This is a genomic window from Rhodoferax sp. SPJ21 (assembly GCF_058216335.1).
Window position 1 is genome coordinate 834082 of sequence record NZ_JBYZMO010000002.1, and the last position, 20571, is coordinate 854652.

Genomic DNA, 20571 nt, shown 5'->3' on the forward strand with positions numbered 1-20571 from the left:
GTCCGCAATTAGCTACGCTCGAGTTCGATGTCCAGACCCAAGGAACGGATTTCCTTGACCAGCACGTTGAACGATTCCGGCATGCCTGCTTCAATAGCGTGTTCGCCCTTGACGATGCTTTCGTACACCTTGGTACGGCCCACCACGTCGTCGGACTTCACGGTCAGCATTTCCTGCAGGGTGTAGGACGCGCCATACGCTTCCAGTGCCCACACTTCCATTTCCCCGAAACGTTGGCCACCGAACTGGGCTTTACCGCCCAATGGTTGTTGCGTAACCAAGCTGTAGGGACCTGTAGAACGTGCGTGCATCTTGTCGTCGACCAAATGGTGCAGCTTCAAGAAGTGCATATAGCCCACGGTGGTTGGACGTTCAAAAGGCTCACCCGAGCGGCCATCGAACAGATTTGCCTGGGTGCGCGTAGCAGTCAGGCCTTTGTGCTTTGCGATGTCGTCCGGGTAGGCCAACTGCAGCATGCCTCGGATGTCTTCTTCAGAAGCACCATCGAACACAGGCGTTGCGAAGGTGGCGCCGTGTGACATGTTCGCAGCCATGTTCAGAACCTCTTCGTCACTGAGTTGGCTCAGGTCTTCCTTGCGGCCAGAACCGTTGTACAGCTTGTCCATGAAGCTGCGGACTTCTGCGACCTTGGCTTCGGCTTGCAGCATATCGCCAATGCGTTGACCAATACCCTTGGCAGCCCAACCCAAATGCACTTCCAGAACCTGACCGACGTTCATCCGTGATGGCACGCCCAGCGGGTTCAAGCAAATGTCGCATGGCGTACCGTCGGCCATGTAAGGCATGTCTTCGACCGGAACGATCTTGGACACCACACCCTTGTTACCGTGGCGGCCGGCCATCTTGTCACCAGGCTGCAGGCGGCGCTTCACGGCCAGGTAAACCTTGACCATCTTCAGCACGCCAGCGGGCAGCTCGTCGCCTTGTGTCAGCTTCTTGCGCTTTTCTTCGTAGGCAAGGTCGAAGCTGTGACGGGTTTGTTCCAGAGAGTTCTTGATGGACTCCAACTGGGTTGCCACTTCTTCGTCTGCAGGGCGGATATCGAACCAATGGAACTTTTCCACCGAGGACAGATATGCCTTGTCGAGTTTGGTGCCTTTGGCCAGCTTTTGCGGGCCGCCATTGGCAACCTTACCAGTCAACAGTTTCTCGATACGGTCGAACGCGTCGGCTTCCACGATACGCAATTGGTCGTTCAAATCCAGGCGGAAGCGCTTCAGTTCATCATCGATGATCTGTTGGGCGCGCTTGTCGCGCACGATACCTTCACGGGTGAACACCTGCACGTCGATCACCGTGCCTTGTGAGCCTTGGTCCACACGCAAGGAAGTGTCTTTCACATCGCTAGCTTTTTCGCCGAAGATGGCGCGCAGCAATTTTTCTTCTGGCGTGAGGGTGGTCTCGCCCTTGGGTGTGACCTTGCCGACCAGGGTATCGCCGGGTTGCACTTCTGCTCCCACGTAGATGATGCCGGATTCGTCCAGACGGTTCAGCTGCTGCTCGCTCAGGTTGGGAATATCGCGGGTGATTTCTTCCGCGCCTAGCTTGGTGTCACGAGCCATCACGACCAATTCCTCGATGTGGATCGAGGTGTAGCGGTCATCCGCAACCACGCGTTCGGAGATCAAAATCGAGTCTTCGAAGTTGTAGCCGTTCCATGGCATGAAGGCGATCAGCATGTTCTGACCAATGGCGATTTCACCGAAGTCGGTGGATGCGCCGTCGGCAATCACATCACCCTTAACCAGTTTGTCGCCCTTCTTGACGATGGGGCGCTGGTGGATGTTGGTGTTCTGGTTGGAACGTTGGTACTTGATCAGGTTGTAGATGTCCACACCCACTTCACCCGCCGCGGCTTCAGCGTCGTTTACGCGGATCACGATACGTGTTGCATCGACATAGTCAACGATACCACCACGGGTTGCGGTTACCACGGTGCCGGAATCGACTGCTGCAACACGTTCAATGCCAGTACCAACCAGGGGCTTTTCAGGACGCAGTACGGGCACAGCCTGGCGCGACATGTTGGCGCCCATCAATGCGCGGTTTGCATCATCGTGCTCCAGGAAAGGAACCAGCGAAGCCGCCACGGAAACGATTTGTGCTGGCGACACGTCCATGTACTGCACACGTTCGGCGCCGACCAAGATGGATTCGCCTTTTTCACGCGCAGAAACCAGGTCACCAGTGAGCTTGCCTTCTTTGTCCAGAGCCGCATTGGCCTGGGCAATGACGTACTTGCCTTCTTCAATAGCCGACAGATAGTCGATGTCGTTGGTGACCTTGCTGTCCACCACACGACGGTACGGCGTTTCAATGAATCCGTATTCGTTCAGGCGCGCATACAAAGCCAAGGAGTTGATCAGGCCGATGTTTGGGCCTTCAGGCGTTTCAATCGGGCATACGCGTCCGTAATGGGTCACGTGCACGTCACGCACTTCGAAGCCAGCACGTTCACGGGTCAAACCGCCCGGGCCAAGGGCCGAAACACGGCGCTTGTGGGTGATTTCTGCCAGCGGGTTGGTCTGGTCCATGAACTGAGACAACTGCGACGCACCGAAGAACTCTTTCAGGGCCGCAGAAATCGGCTTGCTGTTGATCAGGTCGTGCGGCATCAGGGGCTCTTGCTCTGCTTGACCCAGGCGCTCCTTCACGGCTTTTTCAATGCGTGCCAAACCTGCACGGTATTGGTTTTCTGCCAGTTCACCGACGCAACGCACGCGGCGGTTACCCAAATGGTCGATGTCATCTACTTCGCCGCGGCCATTGCGCAGATCCACCAGAATCTTAACGACCGCCAGGATGTCTTCGTTGGTCAGCACCATGGGGCCGGTGGACTCGTTACGGCCCATCTTGGCGTTGAACTTCATACGACCAACACGCGACAGGTCGTAGGTATCGGGGTTGTAAAACAGACGTTGGAACAGCGCCTGCACTGCGTCTTCCGTCGGTGGCTCGCCAGGACGCATCATGCGATAGATGGCAACGCGGGCGGCAAATTCGTCCACGGTTTCATCGCTACGCAAGGTTTGCGAAATGTAAGCGCCTTGGTCCAATTCGTTGGTGTAAATGCATTGCAAATCTTGCACGCCAGCACCGCGGAGCTTCTTTAGCAGTGCTTCGGTCAACTCTTCGTTGGCCTTGGCAATGATTTCACCGGTGTCAGCATCAACGATATTCTTGGCAACCACGCGGCCCACCAGGAAGTCTTCAGGCACGCTGATGTGGGTCGTGTTGGATTGCTCCATATCACGGGTGTGGCGAGCGGTAATGCGCTTATCTTTAGCGACGACCACCTTGCCGGTTTTATCCGTGATGTCGAAACGTGCCACTTCACCGCGCAGACGTTCGGCGACAAATTCCATTTGTGCGCCGCTGTCCATCAGGCGGAAGTTATCGTTGACGAAGAAGTTCGCCAAAATGGATTCGGGGGTCAATCCAATCGCTTTGAGCAGAATGGTGACCGGCATCTTGCGGCGGCGGTCCACCCGGAAGTACAGAATGTCTTTGGGGTCGAACTCGAAGTCGAGCCAGGAGCCACGGTATGGGATCACGCGTGCAGAGAAAAGCAGCTTCCCCGAGCTGTGGGTTTTACCCTTGTCGTGCTCGAAAAACACACCGGGCGAACGATGCAGCTGCGATACGATGACACGCTCCGTGCCATTGATGATGAACGAGCCTTTTTCAGTCATCAAGGGCACTTCACCCATATAGACTTCTTGCTCTTTGACTTCCTTGACGACCTTGGACTGGGAGGTGGAAGACTCGCGGTCATAAATGACCAGCTGTACTTTCGCCCGCACTGCAGATGCAAATGTCAGGCCGCGCGTCTGGCATTCGCGTACGTCGAATGCAGGCTTGGCGAGGTTGTATTCAACGTACTTCATTTCCACAAAACCGTTGTGGGAAACGATTGGGAATGCTGCGTCGAATGCCGCCTGCAAACCTTCTACGGTACGTTTTTGGGGGGCGATATCGGCTTGCAAAAATGCGGTGTAAGCATCTTTTTGCATCTGCAACAAGTAGGGGACTTCAAGTACGCTGTCGCGACTTCCGAAATTTTTACGAATGCGTTTGCGTTCGGTGTACGTATAAGCCATGAGATCTCCGGGGGGCAAGGACTGGGGGTCCAAGGGGGCCTGTCAACTGTCGTTTTGCGCATCATGCGCAACAAACTTGGCGGTTGGCCACTACCAACCATGGCGGACGATTGCGCATTGCACGCAATCCGAACCAAGGCATCTTCCGCAGTCGGAGCCAGAAGACACTGAAAAAGAACGACCAGCGCTACTTTTCAGTGTTCTCTTACAAGCGCCAAAGGCTGGGAGCCCTTTTGGAGCTCCCAGCCTCGGCAAAGTAACTTGATTACTTCAATTCAGCCTTAGCACCGGCTTCCACCAGCTTCTTCAGAGCTGCTTCAGCGTCAGCCTTGGCAATGCCTTCCTTGACTGCCTTGGGGGCGCCGTCAACCAGGTCCTTAGCTTCTTTCAGGCCCAGGCCGGTGATTTCGCGCACAGCCTTAATGACCGACACCTTGTTGGCGCCAGCTTCGACCAGCACAACATTGAACTCCGTCTTTTCTTCGGCAGCAGCGGCTGGGCCAGCGGCAGCAGCGGGGCCAGCCATGGCGGCAGCGCTCACGCCAAACTTCTCTTCGATGGCTTTCACCAGGTCGTTGAGTTCCAAGACCGTCATGCTGTCCAGCGCGGTCAAAAATGCGTCTTTATCGAATGCCATTTTGATTTCCAGTAATTTCAGTTGGGGACAGACTTCGCATATGCAAAGCACTATCCAACAAAGTTTTTGTCAATATCGACCGTAACAACTACGTTAGGCCGGAGCAACTTCTGCAGCCGCTTCGGTGGTTGCCTCGGCTGCAGAGCCTGCGCCCTTCTTGTCCGCCAGAGCGGCCAGCACACGTGCCGTACGCGAAATGGGGGACTGCATCAAGCCCAGCAATTGAGCCAGCAAAACTTCCTTAGAAGGAATGCTTGCCAACTGCTTAACGCCGTTTACGTCCAGAACTTTTCCGCCGAAAGCGCCACCACGAATTACCAACTTGTCGTTGGTCTTCGAAAACTCAGCCACCACTTTTGCGGCGGCGACGGCGTCAACAGAAAAGCCATAGATCAGCGGACCGGTCATCTGGTCGGACACAACTTCAAATGCACTGCCTGCTACAGCACGGCGAGCCAGAGTGTTCTTCAACACGCTGAGGGTCACACCGTTGCTACGCGCAGCCGAGCGCAATTTGGTCATGTCAGCGACCGTGATGCCACGGTACTCCGCCATCACGAGCGTTTGAGCTTTAGCGGCGAGGCTGGTCACATCGGTAATGACCGCTTCTTTCTCACTGCGATTAAGACTCAAGGTCTACTCCTTAAAAAGTGCCGTTCGGCTGATTGCCGTTCAACACACTACTTTGCAGCGACCAACTGTTTAGGAACATATTCCATCTGCAGCGGGATCGCCATCTGCGTTGGTTTTCACTGATTAAGCGCAGACAAGCTGCACACCAACGGTCTTGGATGGCTCGCCTGGATAGAAATATCCCGACGACCCACCACTTTGGAGCCTTTTCTCAAAGCCTCCAAATTTTGCGATTACGCTGCGATGGTTTGCGTGTCGACGCGAACGCCCACACCCATCGTGCTCGAAACCGCAACTTTTCTCAAATACAAACCCTTGCTGGATGCAGGCTTAGCTTTTGCCAAGGCGTCGATCAACGCAGCCAAGTTACCTTGCAACTTGTCAGAGTCGAACGAGCGGCGGCCAATCGTGCTGTGCACGATACCGGCTTTGTCAACACGGAACTGGACTTGACCAGCTTTCGCGTTCTTCACAGCCGTTGCGACATCTGGCGTTACCGTGCCAACCTTTGGGTTGGGCATCAAGCCGCGTGGGCCTAGGATTTGGCCCAAGGTTCCGACAATACGCATTGCATCAGGAGCAGCAATCACAACGTCAAAAGGCATATCACCCGCCTTGATCATTGCAGCTAAGTCGTCCATACCGACGATGTCTGCACCAGCAGCCTTGGCTTCTTCTGCCTTGGCTCCTTGGGCGAACACTGCAACGCGCTTGGTTTTGCCGGTGCCGTTGGGCAACACGACAGCGCCACGCACCACTTGGTCTGATTTCTTTGCATCTATACCAAGTTGCACTGCGACGTCGATGGACTCATCGAACTTGGCATTTGCGCATTCTTTGATGATGGCCAAAGCGTCACCCAAAGGGTACAGCTTGGTGGTATCAATCTTGCCAACGAAGGCTTTTTGCTTTTTTGTCAATTTGGACATTTACACGCCCTCCACATTCACACCCATGGAACGGGCGGTACCTGCGATGGTGCGAACGGCGGCGTCCAAATCGGCGGCCGTCATGTCCTTCATCTTGGTCTTTGCAATTTCTTCCAGTTGAGCGCGGGTGATCTTGCCGACCTTGGCGCTGTGTGGCGTGGAAGAGCCCTTGTCGAGCTTGATCGACTTCTTGATCAAAACGGTCGCAGGGGGCGTCTTGATGATGAAAGTGAAGCTCTTGTCTGCGAATGCCGTGATAACCACTGGCAGAGGCAAGCCGGGCTCAACACCTTGGGTCTGCGCATTGAATGCTTTGCAGAATTCCATGATGTTCAGACCACGTTGACCCAGTGCGGGGCCGATCGGGGGGGATGGGTTAGCCTTACCTGCTGGAACTTGCAGCTTGATAAAACCGACGATTTTTTTCGCCATTTTTTACTCCTTGCGGGTGATATCGCTGATGGTCGTCATAACAGACATACATCAGCTCCCCGGGGTTGCGACTCTTAAAACATCCAAGCCGAGTCGTAAAGCTTGGAATCCTAAAATTTGGAACGAAGGATCAGGTCTTTTCGATCTGACTGAATTCCAGCTCAACCGGTGTGGCTCGACCAAAAATGGTGACCGAGACGCGAACTTTGCTTTTTTCGTAGTTCACCTCTTCTACGGAGCCATTGAAGTCGGTGAAAGGACCTTCCTTCACACGCACAAACTCTCCAACCAAGAATTCCACCTTGTGGCGGGGCTTGTCCGTGCCTTCTTGCATTTGACTCACAATTTTCTGAACTTCAGATTCAGAGATTGGGGCAGGGCGGTTTTTAGCTCCGCCAACAAAGCCAGTCACTTTATTTGTGTGCTTGACCAAATGCCAGGACTCGTCATCCATGACCATTTCGACAAAAACATAGCCTGGGAATAGACGGCGTTCTGTGGTCTTGCGCTGACCATTCTTGATTTCAACGACTTCTTCTGTTGGAACAAGAATACGCGCAAACTTTTGCTGCATGCCAGACTGTTGGATGCGCTCGGTAATATTGCGTTCGACTGCTTTTTCCATTCCGGAGTAAGCGTGCACGATATACCAGCGTAAGTCTGGATTAACGGGGGTGGCGGGCGTTTCTGCTGCGCCGGTTTCTACAACATCAGTCATTACTTTTTCCAGCCCAGAATCAAGTCGTAAAAAACCCACTCCAGCGTCTTATCAGTGAGCCAGAGGAACAAGGCCATGATGACCACAAAGCCGAAGACGTAAAGTGTCATCTGTGTGGCCTCTTTGCGGGTAGGCCAGACAACCTTCTTGACCTCTCGCCAAGCATCGCGCCCAAACACCAGCAATTGCTTACCAGGTTCGGATGCCATAAACAAAGCAATAGCTGCGGCTATACCAACTATCAATGCTCCCCATTGGACAATTTGCCCCTGTTTGCTGAGGAGGTAAAAGGCGGCCAATGCAGCAATAACCAGCGCGGCAGACAAGCCTAGTTTGGCTTTGTCTGCGTTGGTGTTTACTGTTTCAACTTGTGGGGTGGCCATTTTTGGCTTTTCCTGCTTCTGATACATGGTGTGTCCTGAGACACAGAAGCCCGTCAGGTCATGACGGGCTTTGTTTATCGCCACCTTTAGAGATTAGGTGGCAGGGGCGGAAGGAATCGAACCATCAACCTTCGGTTTTGGAGACCGACGCTCTGCCAATTGAGCTACGCCCCTACAAAATTAAGCAATGATCTTGGCAACCACGCCGGCGCCGACGGTCTTGCCGCCTTCACGGATGGCGAAACGCAGACCTTCTTCCATGGCGATGGGGTTGATCAGCTTGACGGTGATCGACACGTTGTCGCCTGGCATGACCATTTCCTTGCCTTCTGGCAACGCGATCGCACCGGTCACGTCCGTGGTACGGAAGTAGAACTGGGGACGGTAGTTGTTGAAGAAAGGTGTGTGGCGGCCGCCTTCATCTTTGCTCAGCACGTAGATTTCCGAAGTGAAATGCGTGTGTGGCTTGATCGAGCCTGGCTTGCACAGCACTTGGCCGCGTTGCACGTCTTCGCGCTTGGTACCGCGCAGCAAGATGCCGACGTTGTCGCCCGCTTGGCCTTGGTCCAGCAGCTTGCGGAACATTTCCACGCCGGTGCAGGTGGTCTTTTGGGTGTCAGCAATACCGACGATTTCGATTTCTTCGCCGACCTTGACGATGCCGCGTTCAACGCGACCGGTCACCACGGTACCACGGCCGGAGATGGAGAACACGTCTTCCACAGGCATCAGGAACGCGCCGTCAACTGCACGCTCTGGCAGGGGGATATAGCTGTCCAGTGCATCGGCCAGCTTCATAATGGCTTCTTCGCCCAGAGGACCCTTGTCACCTTCCATGGCCAGCTTGGCGCTGCCGTGGATGATGGGGGTGTCATCGCCTGGGAAATCGTACTTGTCGAGCAGCTCGCGCACTTCCATTTCAACGAGTTCGAGCAGTTCGGCGTCGTCCACCATGTCGCACTTGTTCAGGAACACGATGATGTAAGGCACGCCCACTTGGCGAGCCAACAGGATGTGTTCACGGGTCTGGGGCATTGGGCCGTCAGCAGCCGAGCACACCAAGATAGCGCCGTCCATTTGAGCAGCGCCGGTGATCATGTTCTTCACATAGTCAGCGTGGCCTGGGCAGTCCACGTGGGCGTAGTGGCGGTTGGCGGTTTCGTATTCGACGTGGGCGGTATTGATGGTAATACCGCGGGCCTTTTCTTCAGGTGCCGCGTCGATTTGGTCGTAGGCCTTGGCCGAGCCGCCGAACTTGGCTGCCAGCACGGTGGTGATGGCGGCTGTCAGCGTGGTCTTGCCGTGGTCAACGTGACCGATCGTGCCCACGTTGACGTGGGGCTTGGTACGCGTGAACTTTTCTTTTCCCATTTTTTCGACTCCGAAAAAAACAAACCAAATCAACCGAAATATTGGTGCCCATTCCGGGAATCGGACCCGGGACCTCTCCCTTACCAAGGGAGTGCTCTGCCACTGAGCCAAATGGGCATTTCAAGTTGCCGCAAATTCGCAGCAACCTAAACAAAACTTTCGCGCCGACGATCGCTTTTGGAGCGGGAGACGGGAATCGAACCCGCGTCATTAGCTTGGAAGGCTAGGGTTCTACCATTGAACTACTCCCGCATATGAAGTCGAAACTTCTATGCGAAACGCCGCCGCTAAATCCAAAAACGCGCATCAACACATCAAAAAACTCACAGCTCGCAAGCAAGCTTGTCGCTGGTGGAGAGGGCTGGATTCGAACCAGCGTACTCGTAAGAGGGCAGATTTACAGTCTGCTGCCATTAACCACTCGGCCACCTCTCCGGCGAACTTCGAATTATAGCATCACAATGCTGTTGCATTTTGTGCGTCTATGTTCGATAGCTTTCTATTATAGCGTGCTTTCTTGTCTATGCGTGATAGCTTCGAAATTCTGCTTGCAGTATGTTGTTCCAATGAATCGGCTGGGCTCCATGGTGTACCAAAAAATCATTGGCAGCCTGGAAGTGGCCGCACCCCATGAATGGTGTCGGCGGACGATTCGCCGACAAGGGGGATGGATGGTTGGCCTGCAACATCAAAATATTGCGACTATGTGCAGCCGCCAGTTGCTGAACCATGGGGGCCTTGGCCTGGGCATGGGCGCCCCACAGCATGAAGACGCAGATTTGCGCGGTTTGAGCGATTTGCGCAACGATGGCGTCCGTGAGTGCTTCCCATCCCTTTTTTGCATGGCTGGCGGGGTGGCCGTCTTCCACCGTCAGACAGGTGTTTAGGAGCAGTACGCCTTGTTGTGCCCAGGATGTGAGGGATCCGTTGGTGCTGACTTGGTGTGCGGGGCGCAATCCTTCCTGGTGCAGTTCTTTAAAGATATTGCGGAGCGAGGGAGGAGGTATGACGCCTGGCGCTACAGAGAAGGCTAGACCTTCGCCTTGGCCTGGGCCGTGGTAGGGATCTTGGCCCAATATGACTACGCGCACGGAGTTCAATGGCGTTAGTCGTAGGGCTCGCAGTGGTTCGGGTGGGTAAATGATCGCCTGCTCGGCCAGGCGCGTGGTGACAAACTGCGACAGCTTCTTGCCCTGGGGGCTGGCCCAAAACAGCGCCACCGTTGCTTGCCAGTCAGGTGCCACGGCTCCTGGTTCTGGGGGCCATGTGCGCAAACTTGGCACGGCATCTGAAGCGTCGAGCAACGCCAGTTGTCGCTGGGCTTGGGCCGGCGTCGGCATTCGGGGTGTCTCGGATGCCGTAAGTCAGTCCAGGCTAAATAGTTTGGACAGTGCGGCTCCGGGCTCTTCGGCGCGCATGAAGGCTTCGCCAACCAAGAAAGCGTCCACTTTTGCATCACGCATGCGCTGCACATCGGCAGGGGTCATGATGCCGCTCTCGGTGACAAGGATACGATCGCCAGGTACGTCTTTACGCAGTGCCAGTGTGGTTTCTACGCTGACTTCAAAGGTTCGCAGATTGCGGTTGTTCACGCCTACCAAGGGGGTTTTCAGCTTCAGGGCTCGTTGTAGCTCTGCTGCGTCGTGCACTTCCACCAGCACTGCCATGTCCAGGGTGCGGGCAATGGCTTCAAAGTCAGCCATCTGCGCGTCGTCCAGCGCGGCCGCGATCAACAGGATGCAATCGGCCCCCATGGCGCGGGATTCGTATATTTGGTACGCGTCGACCATGAAATCCTTGCGCAGTACCGGCAGTTGGCAGGAGGCGCGTGCTTGCTTGAGATAGTCGATCTGGCCCTGGAAAAACTGTTTGTCGGTCAACACCGAAAGACAGGCAGCTCCATATTCCGCATAGCTCTGGGCGATGTCTGCGGGAATGAAGTCTGCACGGATGACGCCTTTGGACGGACTGGCTTTCTTGATCTCGGCGATCACTGCAGCTTGTCCCGCGGCGATCTTTGCTCGAATCGAACCCACGAAATCTCGGGTCAGCACGCGGGATTCAGCGTCGGCACGCATTTCCGCCAAGGGCTTACGCTTGCTGGCTTGGGCGATTTCTTCGCGCTTGACGTCAATAATTTTGTTCAGGATGTCGGACATGGGGCTTGGGCAGGTTCAGATGGGTCGGGCTGCATTATCCCTCTACACCCTTCAAGGTAGTTCCACGCTGGACATGCGGGCGACGATGGTGCCCGCCCGGCTGCTCAGGTAGCCCGAGTTTGGCAGTTTCTCGAAATATTTGGGGCGTGGCAGCATCACGGCCAGGCGGGCGGCTTCAAATGCGCTCAGACGCGCTGCGGGCTTGCGAAAGTAATGCTGGGCCGCGGCCTCCGCCCCAAATACACCTTCGCCCCATTCCACGTTGTTGAGGTAAATCTCCAGGATGCGCTGCTTGTCCAGCAGCAGTTCCAGCGCCATGGTCAGCACAAACTCTTGTCCCTTGCGCAGCAGGGTGCGTTCGCCCGATAGCAGCAGGTTTTTGGCCAATTGCTGGGTGATAGTGGAGCCGCCAATGATTTTTGGGGCCCGTATTGGCGTCTGCGTCTTGGCTTTGGTGGGGGCGGCTTGCTTGGTGGCGCGTTCCTGGGCCTTTTCGTTTTTCTGCCAGGCCTTCTCTAGTGCTTCCCAGTCCACGCCGTCGTGGTTGACGAAAGAACCGTCTTCTGACGCGATGACGGCGCGCTTGAGGTTGTCGGAGATCTGCGTGTACGGCACCCACTGCTGTCTCCAGCGCAGTCCCGGGCTGTCGGGGCTGGTCAGCAGTCGCCAGGCTTCCGAGCGTTCAAATGCCGTCGATTCAGGGGCAATAGCCGCCATCATGGCAATGCGGCCGATAAAAAACAGCTGCAGTGCCAGCGTGGCACACGCCGCCAGCACGCACCAGCGCAATAGCGGGCGCATGGATCAGGCCAGTGTGGCGCGCAATTCGGCCAATACCTGCGCCGATGGCGGGCGCACGCCGCGCCAGATCAGGAAGGCTTCGGCCGCCTGTTCCACCAGCATGCCCAGTCCGTCGCGCGGCACCGCTTGGTGCGCACGGGCCCAGTCCATGAAGCCTGCGGCGGCGGGGCCGTACATCATGTCCAGCGCCAGTGCACCGGGTTTGAGTACTGCGGGCGACACCGGGACTCCGGCGCCGCTGAGGCTGCTGGCGGTGGCATTGACCACCACGTCGAATGGGCTCTGTACGCCGTGCAGTTCGCTGGCGCGCAATAAGGCGCCATGCTGCTGGGCCAGTGCCGCGTGGCGTGCCACCAGGTCGTCGGCCTTGGCCAGTGTGCGGTTGGCTATGGTGATGCTGCGTACCTTGGCCTCAATCATCGGGCCGATGACGCCTGCGGACGCGCCGCCCGCGCCAATCAGCAGCACATCGCGCCCGGCCAGGGTGAAGCCGGCATTGGATTGGATGTCATTGACCAGGCCGGCACCGTCGGTGTTGTCGGCAAAGATGCCGTCGGGGCGCAGGTGCAGGGTGTTGCAGGCGCCTGCCAACTGGGCCCGGGGTGTTTGTGAGGTGCTGATGCGGGCCGCGTCAAATTTGAACGGTACGGTGACGTTGCAGCCCAAGCCTCCCTCGGCGCGAAAGGCTGCAACCGCAGCGTCAAAACCATCCAGCGGGACCAGCTTTTTGCTGTACTGCAGGCTATGTCCGGTCAATTCGGCGAAGCGGGCGTGGATCCAGGGCGACCGGCTGTGTTCTACCGGGTTACCCATTACGCAATACTGGTCCATGAAAAGGCTCTTTACAAATAGGGAAGGGTTCAGGGAGAGGCGCTGACCTTGGTTTCCAGCGTCTGGTCGCGGGTGAAGCGAAAGCGTGAAACCACCACCAGTTGGTCCACTTTGTTGCGCATCGCATCAGAGAAGGGGCCGAAAGGGCCGGCGCTGCGCACGATGGCTTCGGCGCGGCGGTCCAGCACGCGGTTACCCGAGCTTTCTGCAATCTGGGTGGCCAGCACCTGGCCGTCAAAGTTGACGGTGACGATCATGGTGAGTGCGCCGTAGAGTTTTTTGCCGCCGTACTCGGGGAAGTTCTCGGTGCCGCGGTCTTCCACCTTGTGGCGCAGGCTGTCGTAGTACACCGCATAGACCTCCTCGCGGGTCGAGGGGCTGACGTATCGGCGTTTGGGGCGCGAGTTTTCCTGGTTGATGCGGCGCTCGATTTCGGCCAGCAGGTTCAGCAGTTGGCGGCGCTTTTCCTCTTGGGCGGTGGCCTCGGGCGCATTGCTGGCCAGCTTGGGGTCGGGCAGCGGCATGGTAGCCAGCTTTTGACTGACCTGCGCCAGCAGCATGGCTTGCTGCTGCTGCATGGCGTCCATCTTGCGCTGGGTTTCCTCCATGGTCTCGCCGATGTCGGTGAACGCCGAAGGCGGCAGCGGCGACGTGGCGCGTCCTTTGTCGGCCTCGCCGCCGCCTGCTAGCGAGGCTTGGGCAATGGCGGTGGCCTTGTCTGGAGGGCTGGTGGACTGGGCGTTGACCAGAATCACCTCCAGCGGCGTGTCCTGGAACACGCGGTTGAAGCTTTCGGGGTCTATGAAGCGCACCGTCAGCAGGACCACGTGCACGCCGATGGAGGCGCCAAGCGCCCACTGCAGAGTACCCAGATGGCGAATGGTGCTGAGGATGCGCAAGATCACGGTGTGGCGTCGGTGGCGGCGGGGGGCTCAGTTTCGTCGATATCGACAGCGATGGCGATAGGCCCGGCGCTGGGTTCGTCGTCTTCTTCGGTGTCGTCCGCCGGCGTTTCGGCGGGCGCGTCCAGCCGTTCCACGACGGTGCCGGCAATGTCCAGCGTGATTTCGTCGATGGCACCCAGCTGCACCCGCACCTTGGCTCCGCGCGGCAGGTCTTGCGTGCCTAGCACCGGCAGCACCAGGGGCAGGTTGTCGGCGCGCACCATGCCTTCTTTGAAGACGGTGCCGACGATGTCGCTGATGCTGTTTTGCTGCAGATACTTCAGCGTCCAGAAGCGCTCCATCGCACCTTGGTAGCCGTTGTACGTGGCATACGCCGCGTCAAACATAGAGATGATAGAGAACAGGTCGGCGTCTTTCGGCTTGAACGGCGCTGCCAGCGCGGCGGTCTTGCCGTGCCGGGCGCAGGCAATGATCTGCCACTGGTTGACCAGATCGGTGTACCGGCGCAGGGGCGAGGTGCTCCAGGCATAGCTTTTGACGCCGATGCCGGCGTGCGGCAGGGCTTTGGTACCCATGCGCACCTTCACGCCCGGCAGCAGGCTGGCCTGGCTGCGGTAAATGCCGGGCACGCCGTTGTCGGCCATCCATTCGCCCCAGGTGCTGTTGGCCAGGATCATGGCCTCGGCCACGATCAGGTCCAGCGGCGCGCCGCGCTGGCGGGTGCTGATCTGCACCAGCTCGTTGCCGCTAGGCTCGGCGCCGTCGTTGCCGACCAGCTTGAAGTTGTAGTCGGGGCGGTTGAAGTTCTCAGGCTTGCCGCGTGCGATTTCGCGCAGGCCTTTCAGGTGTTTTGCCAGGCGGTATAAAAATGATAGCTGCTCGCGCTGTATATCTGTGCGCTGCAGGCCTTTTTCATGCTCAAACGCGGGGTCTTCCAGCCAGGCCTCGGTGACCAGGGTGTCGAGCTGGTCATGGCGCAGGTTGGCGGCGATGCGCACGCGCTCCAGTTTGGTTTCGCTGGCGGTGATCTCCAGCGTAGCCTCGTCCAGTGTGACGTACAGCGACACGGCCGGGCAGTCGCGGCCTTCTTGCAGGGTGTAGTTTTGCACCACGGCGTCGGGCAGCATGGTCAGCTTGTACCCAGGCATATAGACCGTGGACAGGCGGGAGCGGCCCAACTGGTCCACAGCGCTGCCCGGTGTGATGGCCAGGCCAGGCGCGGCGATGTGGATGCCGACCGTGACCGTGCCCGAACCCAGGTTTTGTACCGACAGCGCATCGTCGATCTCGGTGGTTTGCGAGTCGTCGATGGAAAAGGCTTGCGCGGTGGATAGTGGCAGCTCGTCTTTGATCTGTGGTGCCTCCAGCGCGGGGAAGCCCGTGCCCTTGGGGAAGTTCTCCAGCAAGAAGCGGCGCCAGTGGAACTGGTAAGGCGAGTCGATGGCGCCGGCATGCTGGAGCAGCACCAGCGGCGCCTTGTGGGTGGCACGGGAGGCTTCGACCACGGCCTTGTATTCGGGGCCGTTTTTGTCCGGCTTGAAGAGAATCTTGTAAAGCTGTTCGCGCACGGCCGGTGGGCATTCGCCACGGCCCAGCTCTTCGGCCCAGGCGGCGATCTGTAACTGCAGTTGGGCCTTTTTTTCGATGGCGGCTAGTGCCAGCTGCAGGATATCGGCCGGTGCCTTGCGGAAACGGCCTTTGCCGGCACGGCGGAAATAGTGCGGCACCTCGAACAGGCGCAGCAGCATGGCGGTTTGTTGCTCCAGCGTGGCGTTGGCGCTGAAGTAGTCGCGCGCCAGGTCGGCGAAGCCGAAGTCTTCCTCGGGGGCAAACTCCCAGGCCAGCTCCAGCTCAATGGTTTGGCTTAGCGCCTGGGCGTCGCGCAGCAGTACGGCGGGAGCCGGTTTGTCGAATTTCAGCAGCAGGTTGGCGGCCTTGACCTTGACCCGCTTGCCGCTGTCCAGCTCTACCTGGGCGGATGACTCCGCCTCAGACAGGATACGCCCGGCCATGAATTTTCCGGCTTCTTCAAATATTGCAAACATGGGATGAATTCTCCCATGCGGCGGCCGGGGTCTGCCGAGTGGGCGTAAAGCGCTTGGTTTGGTGGTTTGGATATGTGGGGCTTAGCCGCTACGATCACAGCCTGTCGATGCGATTGTCCGCAGCCGACCTAATTGTGAAAACCCATGTCTACCCGATCTTCTGGCGAAATTGCACGCGAAACTCTTAAGCTGCTGACTACCCGTAAGCTGGCGCCCACGCCGGACAACTACCAAGCGCTCTACCATGAGGTGGCCGGTACCATGGTGCCGGCCCATTTCCCCTATGAGCCGCTGCGACAGATCGCGGCCTCTCTGCCGGCCAGAAACCCCGGGCAGCAGCGCCAGTTGGGGCTGATGGAGTCCGCCATCGGCCAGCGCAGCTGGGACGGCGTGCATAACGCGCTGATGGCTTATGCCAGCTTCGGTGTAGCCGCTTCCGACAGCCAGCAGAGCGGCCTGACCGCAGCGTCTAACCTGAGCAACCCGGCGCTGACCCCCGAGTTCATGGAGCAGATTGCGCGCCTGATCGGCAATATGCTGCCGGCGCTGGGCGATGAGGACACCCGGTTTTTGGGGCAAGCCGAGGAGCTACTTAGCTTTATGCGACAGCCGGTGCCTGATTTACCACGTACCAAGACCATGCTGGCCGATTTCAGCCACCGCTTGTCGTTCACGGCAGAAGACCAGGGCGAGATCAAAACAGTGCTGCTGCAGCTGCTGCACCTGGTGTTCACCAATATCGGCGTGCTGTGCGTAGACGACCAGTGGCTGACAGGACAGATCGACGCCTTGATGGAGGCCTCCAAGCCGCCGTTGAGCCTGCGCCGGCTGGACGATGTGCAACGTCGGCTGGTGGATGTGATCGCCAAGCAGTCCGAGGCCAAGGAGCGCGCCGTCGAAGCACAACAGGAGATGCGCCAGCTGCTGGTGGCTTTTGTGGACCGTTTGTCCATCATGGGTGAGGCCAGTGGCGCCTACCAGAGCAAGATCGAAGAATGCGCCCGGCAGATAGAACAAGCCCAGTCGATTGAAGAGCTGAGCCCCGTGCTGCAGGCTGCGCTGGGGGCGACCCGCCACATGGCGCACGACACCCAGGCGGCGCGCGACCAATTACAGGCGATGCGGGACAAGACCGACAAAGCCGAGGCCGAAATCTTCAAGCTGCACCAAGAGCTGGACCGCGTGAGCGTGCAGGCCCGGCACGATCCGCTGACCGGCGCCCTGAACCGCCGCGGCCTGGACGAAGTCATCCAGCGCGAGATCGCCAACGCCCGGCGCAAGGGTACGCCCTTGTGCCTGGCGTTGCTGGACGTGGATAACTTCAAAAAGCTCAACGACGACCTCGGGCACGAGGCCGGCGACGAGGCGCTGAGCCACCTGGCCCAGGTGACGCGTGAATCCATGCGCCCGCAGGATAGCCTGGCCCGTTTTGGCGGCGAAGAGTTTGTAATCGTGCTGCCCGATACCGTGATGGACATGGGAGTTGTCGCCCTGACCCGGCTGCAGCGCGAGTTAACCAAGAAATTCTTTCTGCGTGAGAACCAGAAGGTGCTGATCACCTTCAGCGCCGGCGTAGCCCAACTGGCCGCCGACGAGGACGGTCAGGAATGCATCAAGCGGGCGGACAAGGCGATGTATCTGGCCAAGCGCACCGGCAAGAACCGGGTGTTGGGCGGCTAGCGGGCGACCTGGTTCACAGCGTGCGCCGATAATTGCGCCATGTCTGTTGTTTTTGAAAAACCACCTCTGTGGCGGCGCGTCGCCCCCATGTTCCGCGGCTTTGACGGGCCATTGGCGTTTGCTGTCTTCATGCTGGTGTGCGCCGGACTGCTGACCATGTATTCATCCGGCTACGACCATGGTGCCCGGTTTGTGGACCATGGCCGCAATATGTTGCTGGCCGGGGCTATTTTGTTTGTGGTGGCGCAGATTCCACCGCAGCGCCTCATGGCTTTTGCCGTGCCGCTTTATACAGTGGGCGTGGCCTTGCTGATTGCCGTGGCCATCTTCGGCATTACCAAGAAGGGGGCCCGGCGCTGGTTGAATGTGGGCATCACCATCCAGCCCAGCGAGATTCTGAAGATTGCGATGCCCTTGATGCTGTCCTGGTGGTTTCAGCGGCGGGAAGGCCAGTTGCGTCCGCTGGACTTCCTGGTCGGCGGCGTGTTGCTGGCGATACCGGTGGGGCTGATCGTGAAACAGCCCGACCTGGGTACCGCCATTCTGGTGATGACAACGGGCTTGTCCGTGCTGTTTTTTGCCGGTTTGAGCTGGAAGCTGATTGTGCCGCCGGTGCTTTTGGGTTTAGTGGGTATTGGTCTGGTGGTGTGGAACGAACCGGCACTGTGCGCCGATGGCGTGCGCTGGGTGGTGTTGCACGACTACCAGCAGCAGCGCATCTGTACGCTCTTGGACCCGAGCCGCGACCCGTTGGGCAAGGGCTTTCACATCATCCAGGGCATGATTGCCATCGGCTCGGGCGGCGTACTGGGCAAGGGCTTTATGCAGGGCACGCAAACCCATCTGGAGTTCATCCCAGAGCGCACCACCGACTTCATCTTTGCCGCCTTCTCTGAAGAGTTCGGTCTGATCGGCAATCTGCTGCTGATTGCAGGTTTCTTGTTCCTGGTCATGCGGGGGCTGGTGATTGCCATGGACGCGCCCACCATGTTCTCGCGCTTGCTGGCGGGCAGTGTGACGCTGATTTTCTTTACCTATGCCTTTGTGAACATGGGCATGGTCAGCGGCATCTTGCCGGTGGTGGGGGTGCCCCTGCCCTTCATCAGCTATGGCGGCACGGCGATGGTGACTTTGGGGCTGGGTTTGGGCATCTTGATGTCCATCGCCAAGGCCCGGCGGATGGTGTTGTCCTAGGCGGCGCCATGGGGATGCGCTGCGTGGTGCGCGCAGCCCTTGGTGCAGGCCTAAAATGCCTGCATGACCCTCCGTGAACCCACCCTCGAACGCCTCGCCATTGCCCAATCCCTGTTGCTGGACCCGTTTGGTCTGACGCCTGCTCACCTGAGCCGGGCGCTGGCCGAAATCACCGCGCACAAGGTGGACGACGCCGATCTGTACTTCCAGTACACCCGCAGCGAGGGCTGGAGCCTGGAGGAGGGCATCGTCAAGACCGGTTCTTTCAGCATCGACCAGGGTGTGGGTGTTCGCGCCGTCAGCGGTGAGAAAACCGCCTTCGCGTACTCCGACGATATATCCGAGGCATCGCTGCTGGATGCGGCACGCACCGTGCGGTCTATTTCGGCTGCGGCGCAGACAAAACGTACGAAGGTAGCTACACAAAAGGTAGCAAAAGGGCGCAGTCTTTACCCTGGTGTGGACCCCATCGCCTCGCTGGACAGTACGGCCAAAGTCAAGCTGCTGGAGCGCGTAGAAAAGCTGGCCCGTGCCAAGGACCCGCGTGTGGCGCAGGTCATGGCTGGCCTGGCCGCCGAATACGATGTGGTCATGGTTGCCCGTGCCGACGGCACGCTGGCCGCCGACGTGCGCCCGCTGGTGCGCCTGAGCGTCACGGTGATTGCCGAGGCCACGGTCAAGGGCGTCGTGCGCCGCGAAGTCGGCTCGGGTGGCGGCGGTGGCCGTTTCGGTCTGGCCTATTTTGACGACGCCATGATCAACCAATATGTGAACGACGCTGTCCATGCGGCTCTGACCAATCTGGAATCGCGCCCCGCGCCGGCCGGCGTGATGACAGTGGTGCTGGGTTCCGGCTGGCCTGGCATCCTGTTGCACGAGGCTATCGGCCACGGGCTGGAAGGGGACTTCAACCGGAAGGGCTCCAGCGCATTCAGCGGCCGCATCGGCCAGCGGGTGGCCGCCAAGGGCGTGACGGTGCTGGACGACGGCACGATCAAAGACCGCCGCGGCTCGCTGAACGTGGACGACGAAGGCCACGCCAGCCAGCGCAATGTGCTGATCGAAGACGGCATCTTGAAGGGCTATATCCAGGACTCGATGAACGCCCGCTTGATGGGTGTCAAGCCCACTGGCAATGGTCGCCGCGAGAGCTATGCCCACATTCCCATGCCCCGCATGACCAACACCTATATGTTGGGTGGCGACAAAGAGCCCGCAGAAATCATCGCCAGCATCAAGAAGGGCTTGTACGCCAGCAACTTTGGCGGCGGCCAGGTGGACATCACCTCGGGCAAGTTCGTGTTCTCTGCCAGCGAAGCCTACTGGGTGGAAAACGGCAAGATCCTTTACCCCGTGAAGGGTGCCACCATCGTCGGCAGCGGACCTGAATGCCTGAAGAAGGTCAGCATGATCGGCAACGATATGAAGCTGGACCCGGGCGTAGGCACTTGCGGCAAGGAAGGCCAGAGCGTGCCTGTGGGCGTGGGCCAGCCCACCTTGCGCATCGACGGCCTGACGGTCGGTGGTACGGCCTGACCACGGCCCTAGGGTTTCGCCCCGGCATGTTGTGCAATTGACTGTGGTACATTGAACCTCTATGCAAAAACACGTGTTTGCCTTTTTTTACTTTTGGTTCTCGGTCCCCGGCGGATGAGAGGCTAAGCTGTAAAAACTGCAAGTCCTTCCTAAAAAACCGCCGGAGTCCAAAACTCCGGCGGTTTTTTTTCGTTTG

The 20571-nt window shown here is 58.3% G+C and carries 17 protein-coding genes and 4 tRNA genes; 3 read left to right on the forward strand and 18 right to left on the reverse strand.

The window, feature by feature from the left end:
- Positions 1-8 precede the first annotated feature (8 nt).
- The 18 genes from rpoB to AC4BBN_RS11800 all read right to left on the reverse strand — a co-directional run bounded on the left by rpoB (position 9) and on the right by AC4BBN_RS11800 (position 15965).
- Complete coding sequence (rpoB, locus tag AC4BBN_RS11715) at positions 9-4121, reverse strand: DNA-directed RNA polymerase subunit beta (RefSeq protein WP_490592161.1); 4113 nt, start codon at positions 4119-4121, stop codon at positions 9-11.
- 265 nt (positions 4122-4386) lie between these two features.
- Complete coding sequence (rplL, locus tag AC4BBN_RS11720) at positions 4387-4758, reverse strand: 50S ribosomal protein L7/L12 (RefSeq protein ID WP_490592162.1); 372 nt, start codon at positions 4756-4758, stop codon at positions 4387-4389.
- A gap of 93 nt (positions 4759-4851) precedes the next feature.
- On the reverse strand, positions 4852-5391 hold the full coding sequence (gene rplJ, locus AC4BBN_RS11725) for a 50S ribosomal protein L10 (protein WP_490592163.1): 540 nt from the start codon (positions 5389-5391) through the stop codon (positions 4852-4854).
- 233 nt (positions 5392-5624) lie between these two features.
- Complete coding sequence (gene rplA / locus AC4BBN_RS11730) at positions 5625-6320, reverse strand: 50S ribosomal protein L1 (RefSeq protein WP_490592164.1); 696 nt, start codon at positions 6318-6320, stop codon at positions 5625-5627.
- A complete protein-coding gene (rplK, locus tag AC4BBN_RS11735; protein ID WP_092762877.1) occupies positions 6321-6752 on the reverse strand; it encodes a 50S ribosomal protein L11 in 432 nt (143 codons plus the stop codon).
- Positions 6753-6882: 130 nt separating this feature from the next.
- The gene (gene nusG, locus AC4BBN_RS11740) at positions 6883-7470 is read right to left on the reverse strand and encodes a transcription termination/antitermination protein NusG (RefSeq protein ID WP_490592165.1); all 588 of its coding nucleotides are present in this window, start codon (positions 7468-7470) and stop codon (positions 6883-6885) included.
- On the reverse strand, positions 7470-7853 hold the full coding sequence (gene secE / locus AC4BBN_RS11745) for a preprotein translocase subunit SecE (RefSeq protein WP_490592862.1): 384 nt from the start codon (positions 7851-7853) through the stop codon (positions 7470-7472). The genes nusG and secE overlap by 1 nt, the downstream gene beginning before the upstream one ends.
- 98 nt (positions 7854-7951) lie before the next feature.
- Positions 7952-8027, reverse strand: a tRNA-Trp gene (locus tag AC4BBN_RS11750).
- Between the two features lie 6 nt (positions 8028-8033).
- Positions 8034-9224 carry an elongation factor Tu gene (gene tuf / locus AC4BBN_RS11755; RefSeq protein ID WP_490591558.1) on the reverse strand — a complete coding sequence of 397 codons (1191 nt, stop codon included), beginning with the start codon at positions 9222-9224 and terminating at the stop codon, positions 8034-8036.
- A gap of 42 nt (positions 9225-9266) precedes the next feature.
- Positions 9267-9341, reverse strand: a tRNA-Thr gene (locus tag AC4BBN_RS11760).
- A 61-nt stretch (positions 9342-9402) separates the two neighbouring features.
- Positions 9403-9476, reverse strand: a tRNA-Gly gene (locus tag AC4BBN_RS11765).
- A gap of 97 nt (positions 9477-9573) precedes the next feature.
- Positions 9574-9659: transfer RNA gene (locus AC4BBN_RS11770), tRNA-Tyr, on the reverse strand.
- An 86-nt stretch (positions 9660-9745) separates the two neighbouring features.
- The gene (locus AC4BBN_RS11775) at positions 9746-10564 is read right to left on the reverse strand and encodes a uracil-DNA glycosylase (RefSeq protein ID WP_490592166.1); all 819 of its coding nucleotides are present in this window, start codon (positions 10562-10564) and stop codon (positions 9746-9748) included.
- Between the two features lie 24 nt (positions 10565-10588).
- On the reverse strand, positions 10589-11383 hold the full coding sequence (trpC, locus tag AC4BBN_RS11780) for an indole-3-glycerol phosphate synthase TrpC (RefSeq protein ID WP_490592167.1): 795 nt from the start codon (positions 11381-11383) through the stop codon (positions 10589-10591).
- 51 nt (positions 11384-11434) lie between these two features.
- Positions 11435-12184 (reverse strand): transglycosylase domain-containing protein, encoded by a 750-nt coding sequence (locus AC4BBN_RS11785; RefSeq protein WP_490592168.1) that lies wholly within the window; start codon positions 12182-12184, stop codon positions 11435-11437.
- A 3-nt stretch (positions 12185-12187) separates the two neighbouring features.
- The gene (gene aroE, locus AC4BBN_RS11790; protein ID WP_490592169.1) at positions 12188-13015 is read right to left on the reverse strand and encodes a shikimate dehydrogenase; all 828 of its coding nucleotides are present in this window, start codon (positions 13013-13015) and stop codon (positions 12188-12190) included.
- Positions 13016-13044: 29 nt separating this feature from the next.
- On the reverse strand, positions 13045-13914 hold the full coding sequence (locus AC4BBN_RS11795) for an energy transducer TonB (RefSeq protein WP_490592863.1): 870 nt from the start codon (positions 13912-13914) through the stop codon (positions 13045-13047).
- 2 nt (positions 13915-13916) lie between these two features.
- Positions 13917-15965: a ribonuclease catalytic domain-containing protein gene (locus AC4BBN_RS11800; protein WP_490592170.1), complete on the reverse strand. Its 2049-nt coding sequence runs from the start codon at positions 15963-15965 to the stop codon at positions 13917-13919.
- Positions 15966-16109: 144 nt separating this feature from the next.
- Between AC4BBN_RS11800 and AC4BBN_RS11805 the strand changes: the two genes are divergently transcribed.
- From AC4BBN_RS11805 to tldD, 3 genes are all read left to right on the forward strand, one after another.
- Positions 16110-17645: a GGDEF domain-containing protein gene (locus AC4BBN_RS11805; protein ID WP_490592171.1), complete on the forward strand. Its 1536-nt coding sequence runs from the start codon at positions 16110-16112 to the stop codon at positions 17643-17645.
- A 39-nt stretch (positions 17646-17684) separates the two neighbouring features.
- Positions 17685-18839 (forward strand): rod shape-determining protein RodA, encoded by a 1155-nt coding sequence (gene rodA / locus AC4BBN_RS11810; protein WP_490592172.1) that lies wholly within the window; start codon positions 17685-17687, stop codon positions 18837-18839.
- Between the two features lie 63 nt (positions 18840-18902).
- Positions 18903-20375, forward strand: a complete 1473-nt coding sequence (tldD, locus tag AC4BBN_RS11815; protein ID WP_490592173.1) for a metalloprotease TldD — start codon at positions 18903-18905, stop codon at positions 20373-20375.
- Positions 20376-20571 lie beyond the last annotated feature (196 nt).

Coding starts and splice junctions, on each gene's coding strand:
- AC4BBN_RS11785 (WP_490592168.1), bottom strand. CDS start 12,184: ATGCGCCCGCTATTGCGCTGGTGCGTGCTGGCGGCGTGTGCCACGCTG.
- rodA (WP_490592172.1), top strand. CDS start 17,685: ATGTCTGTTGTTTTTGAAAAACCACCTCTGTGGCGGCGCGTCGCCCCC.
- rplK (WP_092762877.1), bottom strand. CDS start 6,752: ATGGCGAAAAAAATCGTCGGTTTTATCAAGCTGCAAGTTCCAGCAGGT.
- tuf (WP_490591558.1), bottom strand. CDS start 9,224: ATGGGAAAAGAAAAGTTCACGCGTACCAAGCCCCACGTCAACGTGGGC.
- nusG (WP_490592165.1), bottom strand. CDS start 7,470: ATGACTGATGTTGTAGAAACCGGCGCAGCAGAAACGCCCGCCACCCCC.
- AC4BBN_RS11800 (WP_490592170.1), bottom strand. CDS start 15,965: ATGTTTGCAATATTTGAAGAAGCCGGAAAATTCATGGCCGGGCGTATC.
- secE (WP_490592862.1), bottom strand. CDS start 7,853: ATGGCCACCCCACAAGTTGAAACAGTAAACACCAACGCAGACAAAGCC.
- trpC (WP_490592167.1), bottom strand. CDS start 11,383: ATGTCCGACATCCTGAACAAAATTATTGACGTCAAGCGCGAAGAAATC.
- rplL (WP_490592162.1), bottom strand. CDS start 4,758: ATGGCATTCGATAAAGACGCATTTTTGACCGCGCTGGACAGCATGACG.
- rpoB (WP_490592161.1), bottom strand. CDS start 4,121: ATGGCTTATACGTACACCGAACGCAAACGCATTCGTAAAAATTTCGGA.
- AC4BBN_RS11805 (WP_490592171.1), top strand. CDS start 16,110: ATGTCTACCCGATCTTCTGGCGAAATTGCACGCGAAACTCTTAAGCTG.
- rplA (WP_490592164.1), bottom strand. CDS start 6,320: ATGTCCAAATTGACAAAAAAGCAAAAAGCCTTCGTTGGCAAGATTGAT.
- tldD (WP_490592173.1), top strand. CDS start 18,903: ATGACCCTCCGTGAACCCACCCTCGAACGCCTCGCCATTGCCCAATCC.
- AC4BBN_RS11775 (WP_490592166.1), bottom strand. CDS start 10,564: ATGCCGACGCCGGCCCAAGCCCAGCGACAACTGGCGTTGCTCGACGCT.
- aroE (WP_490592169.1), bottom strand. CDS start 13,015: ATGGACCAGTATTGCGTAATGGGTAACCCGGTAGAACACAGCCGGTCG.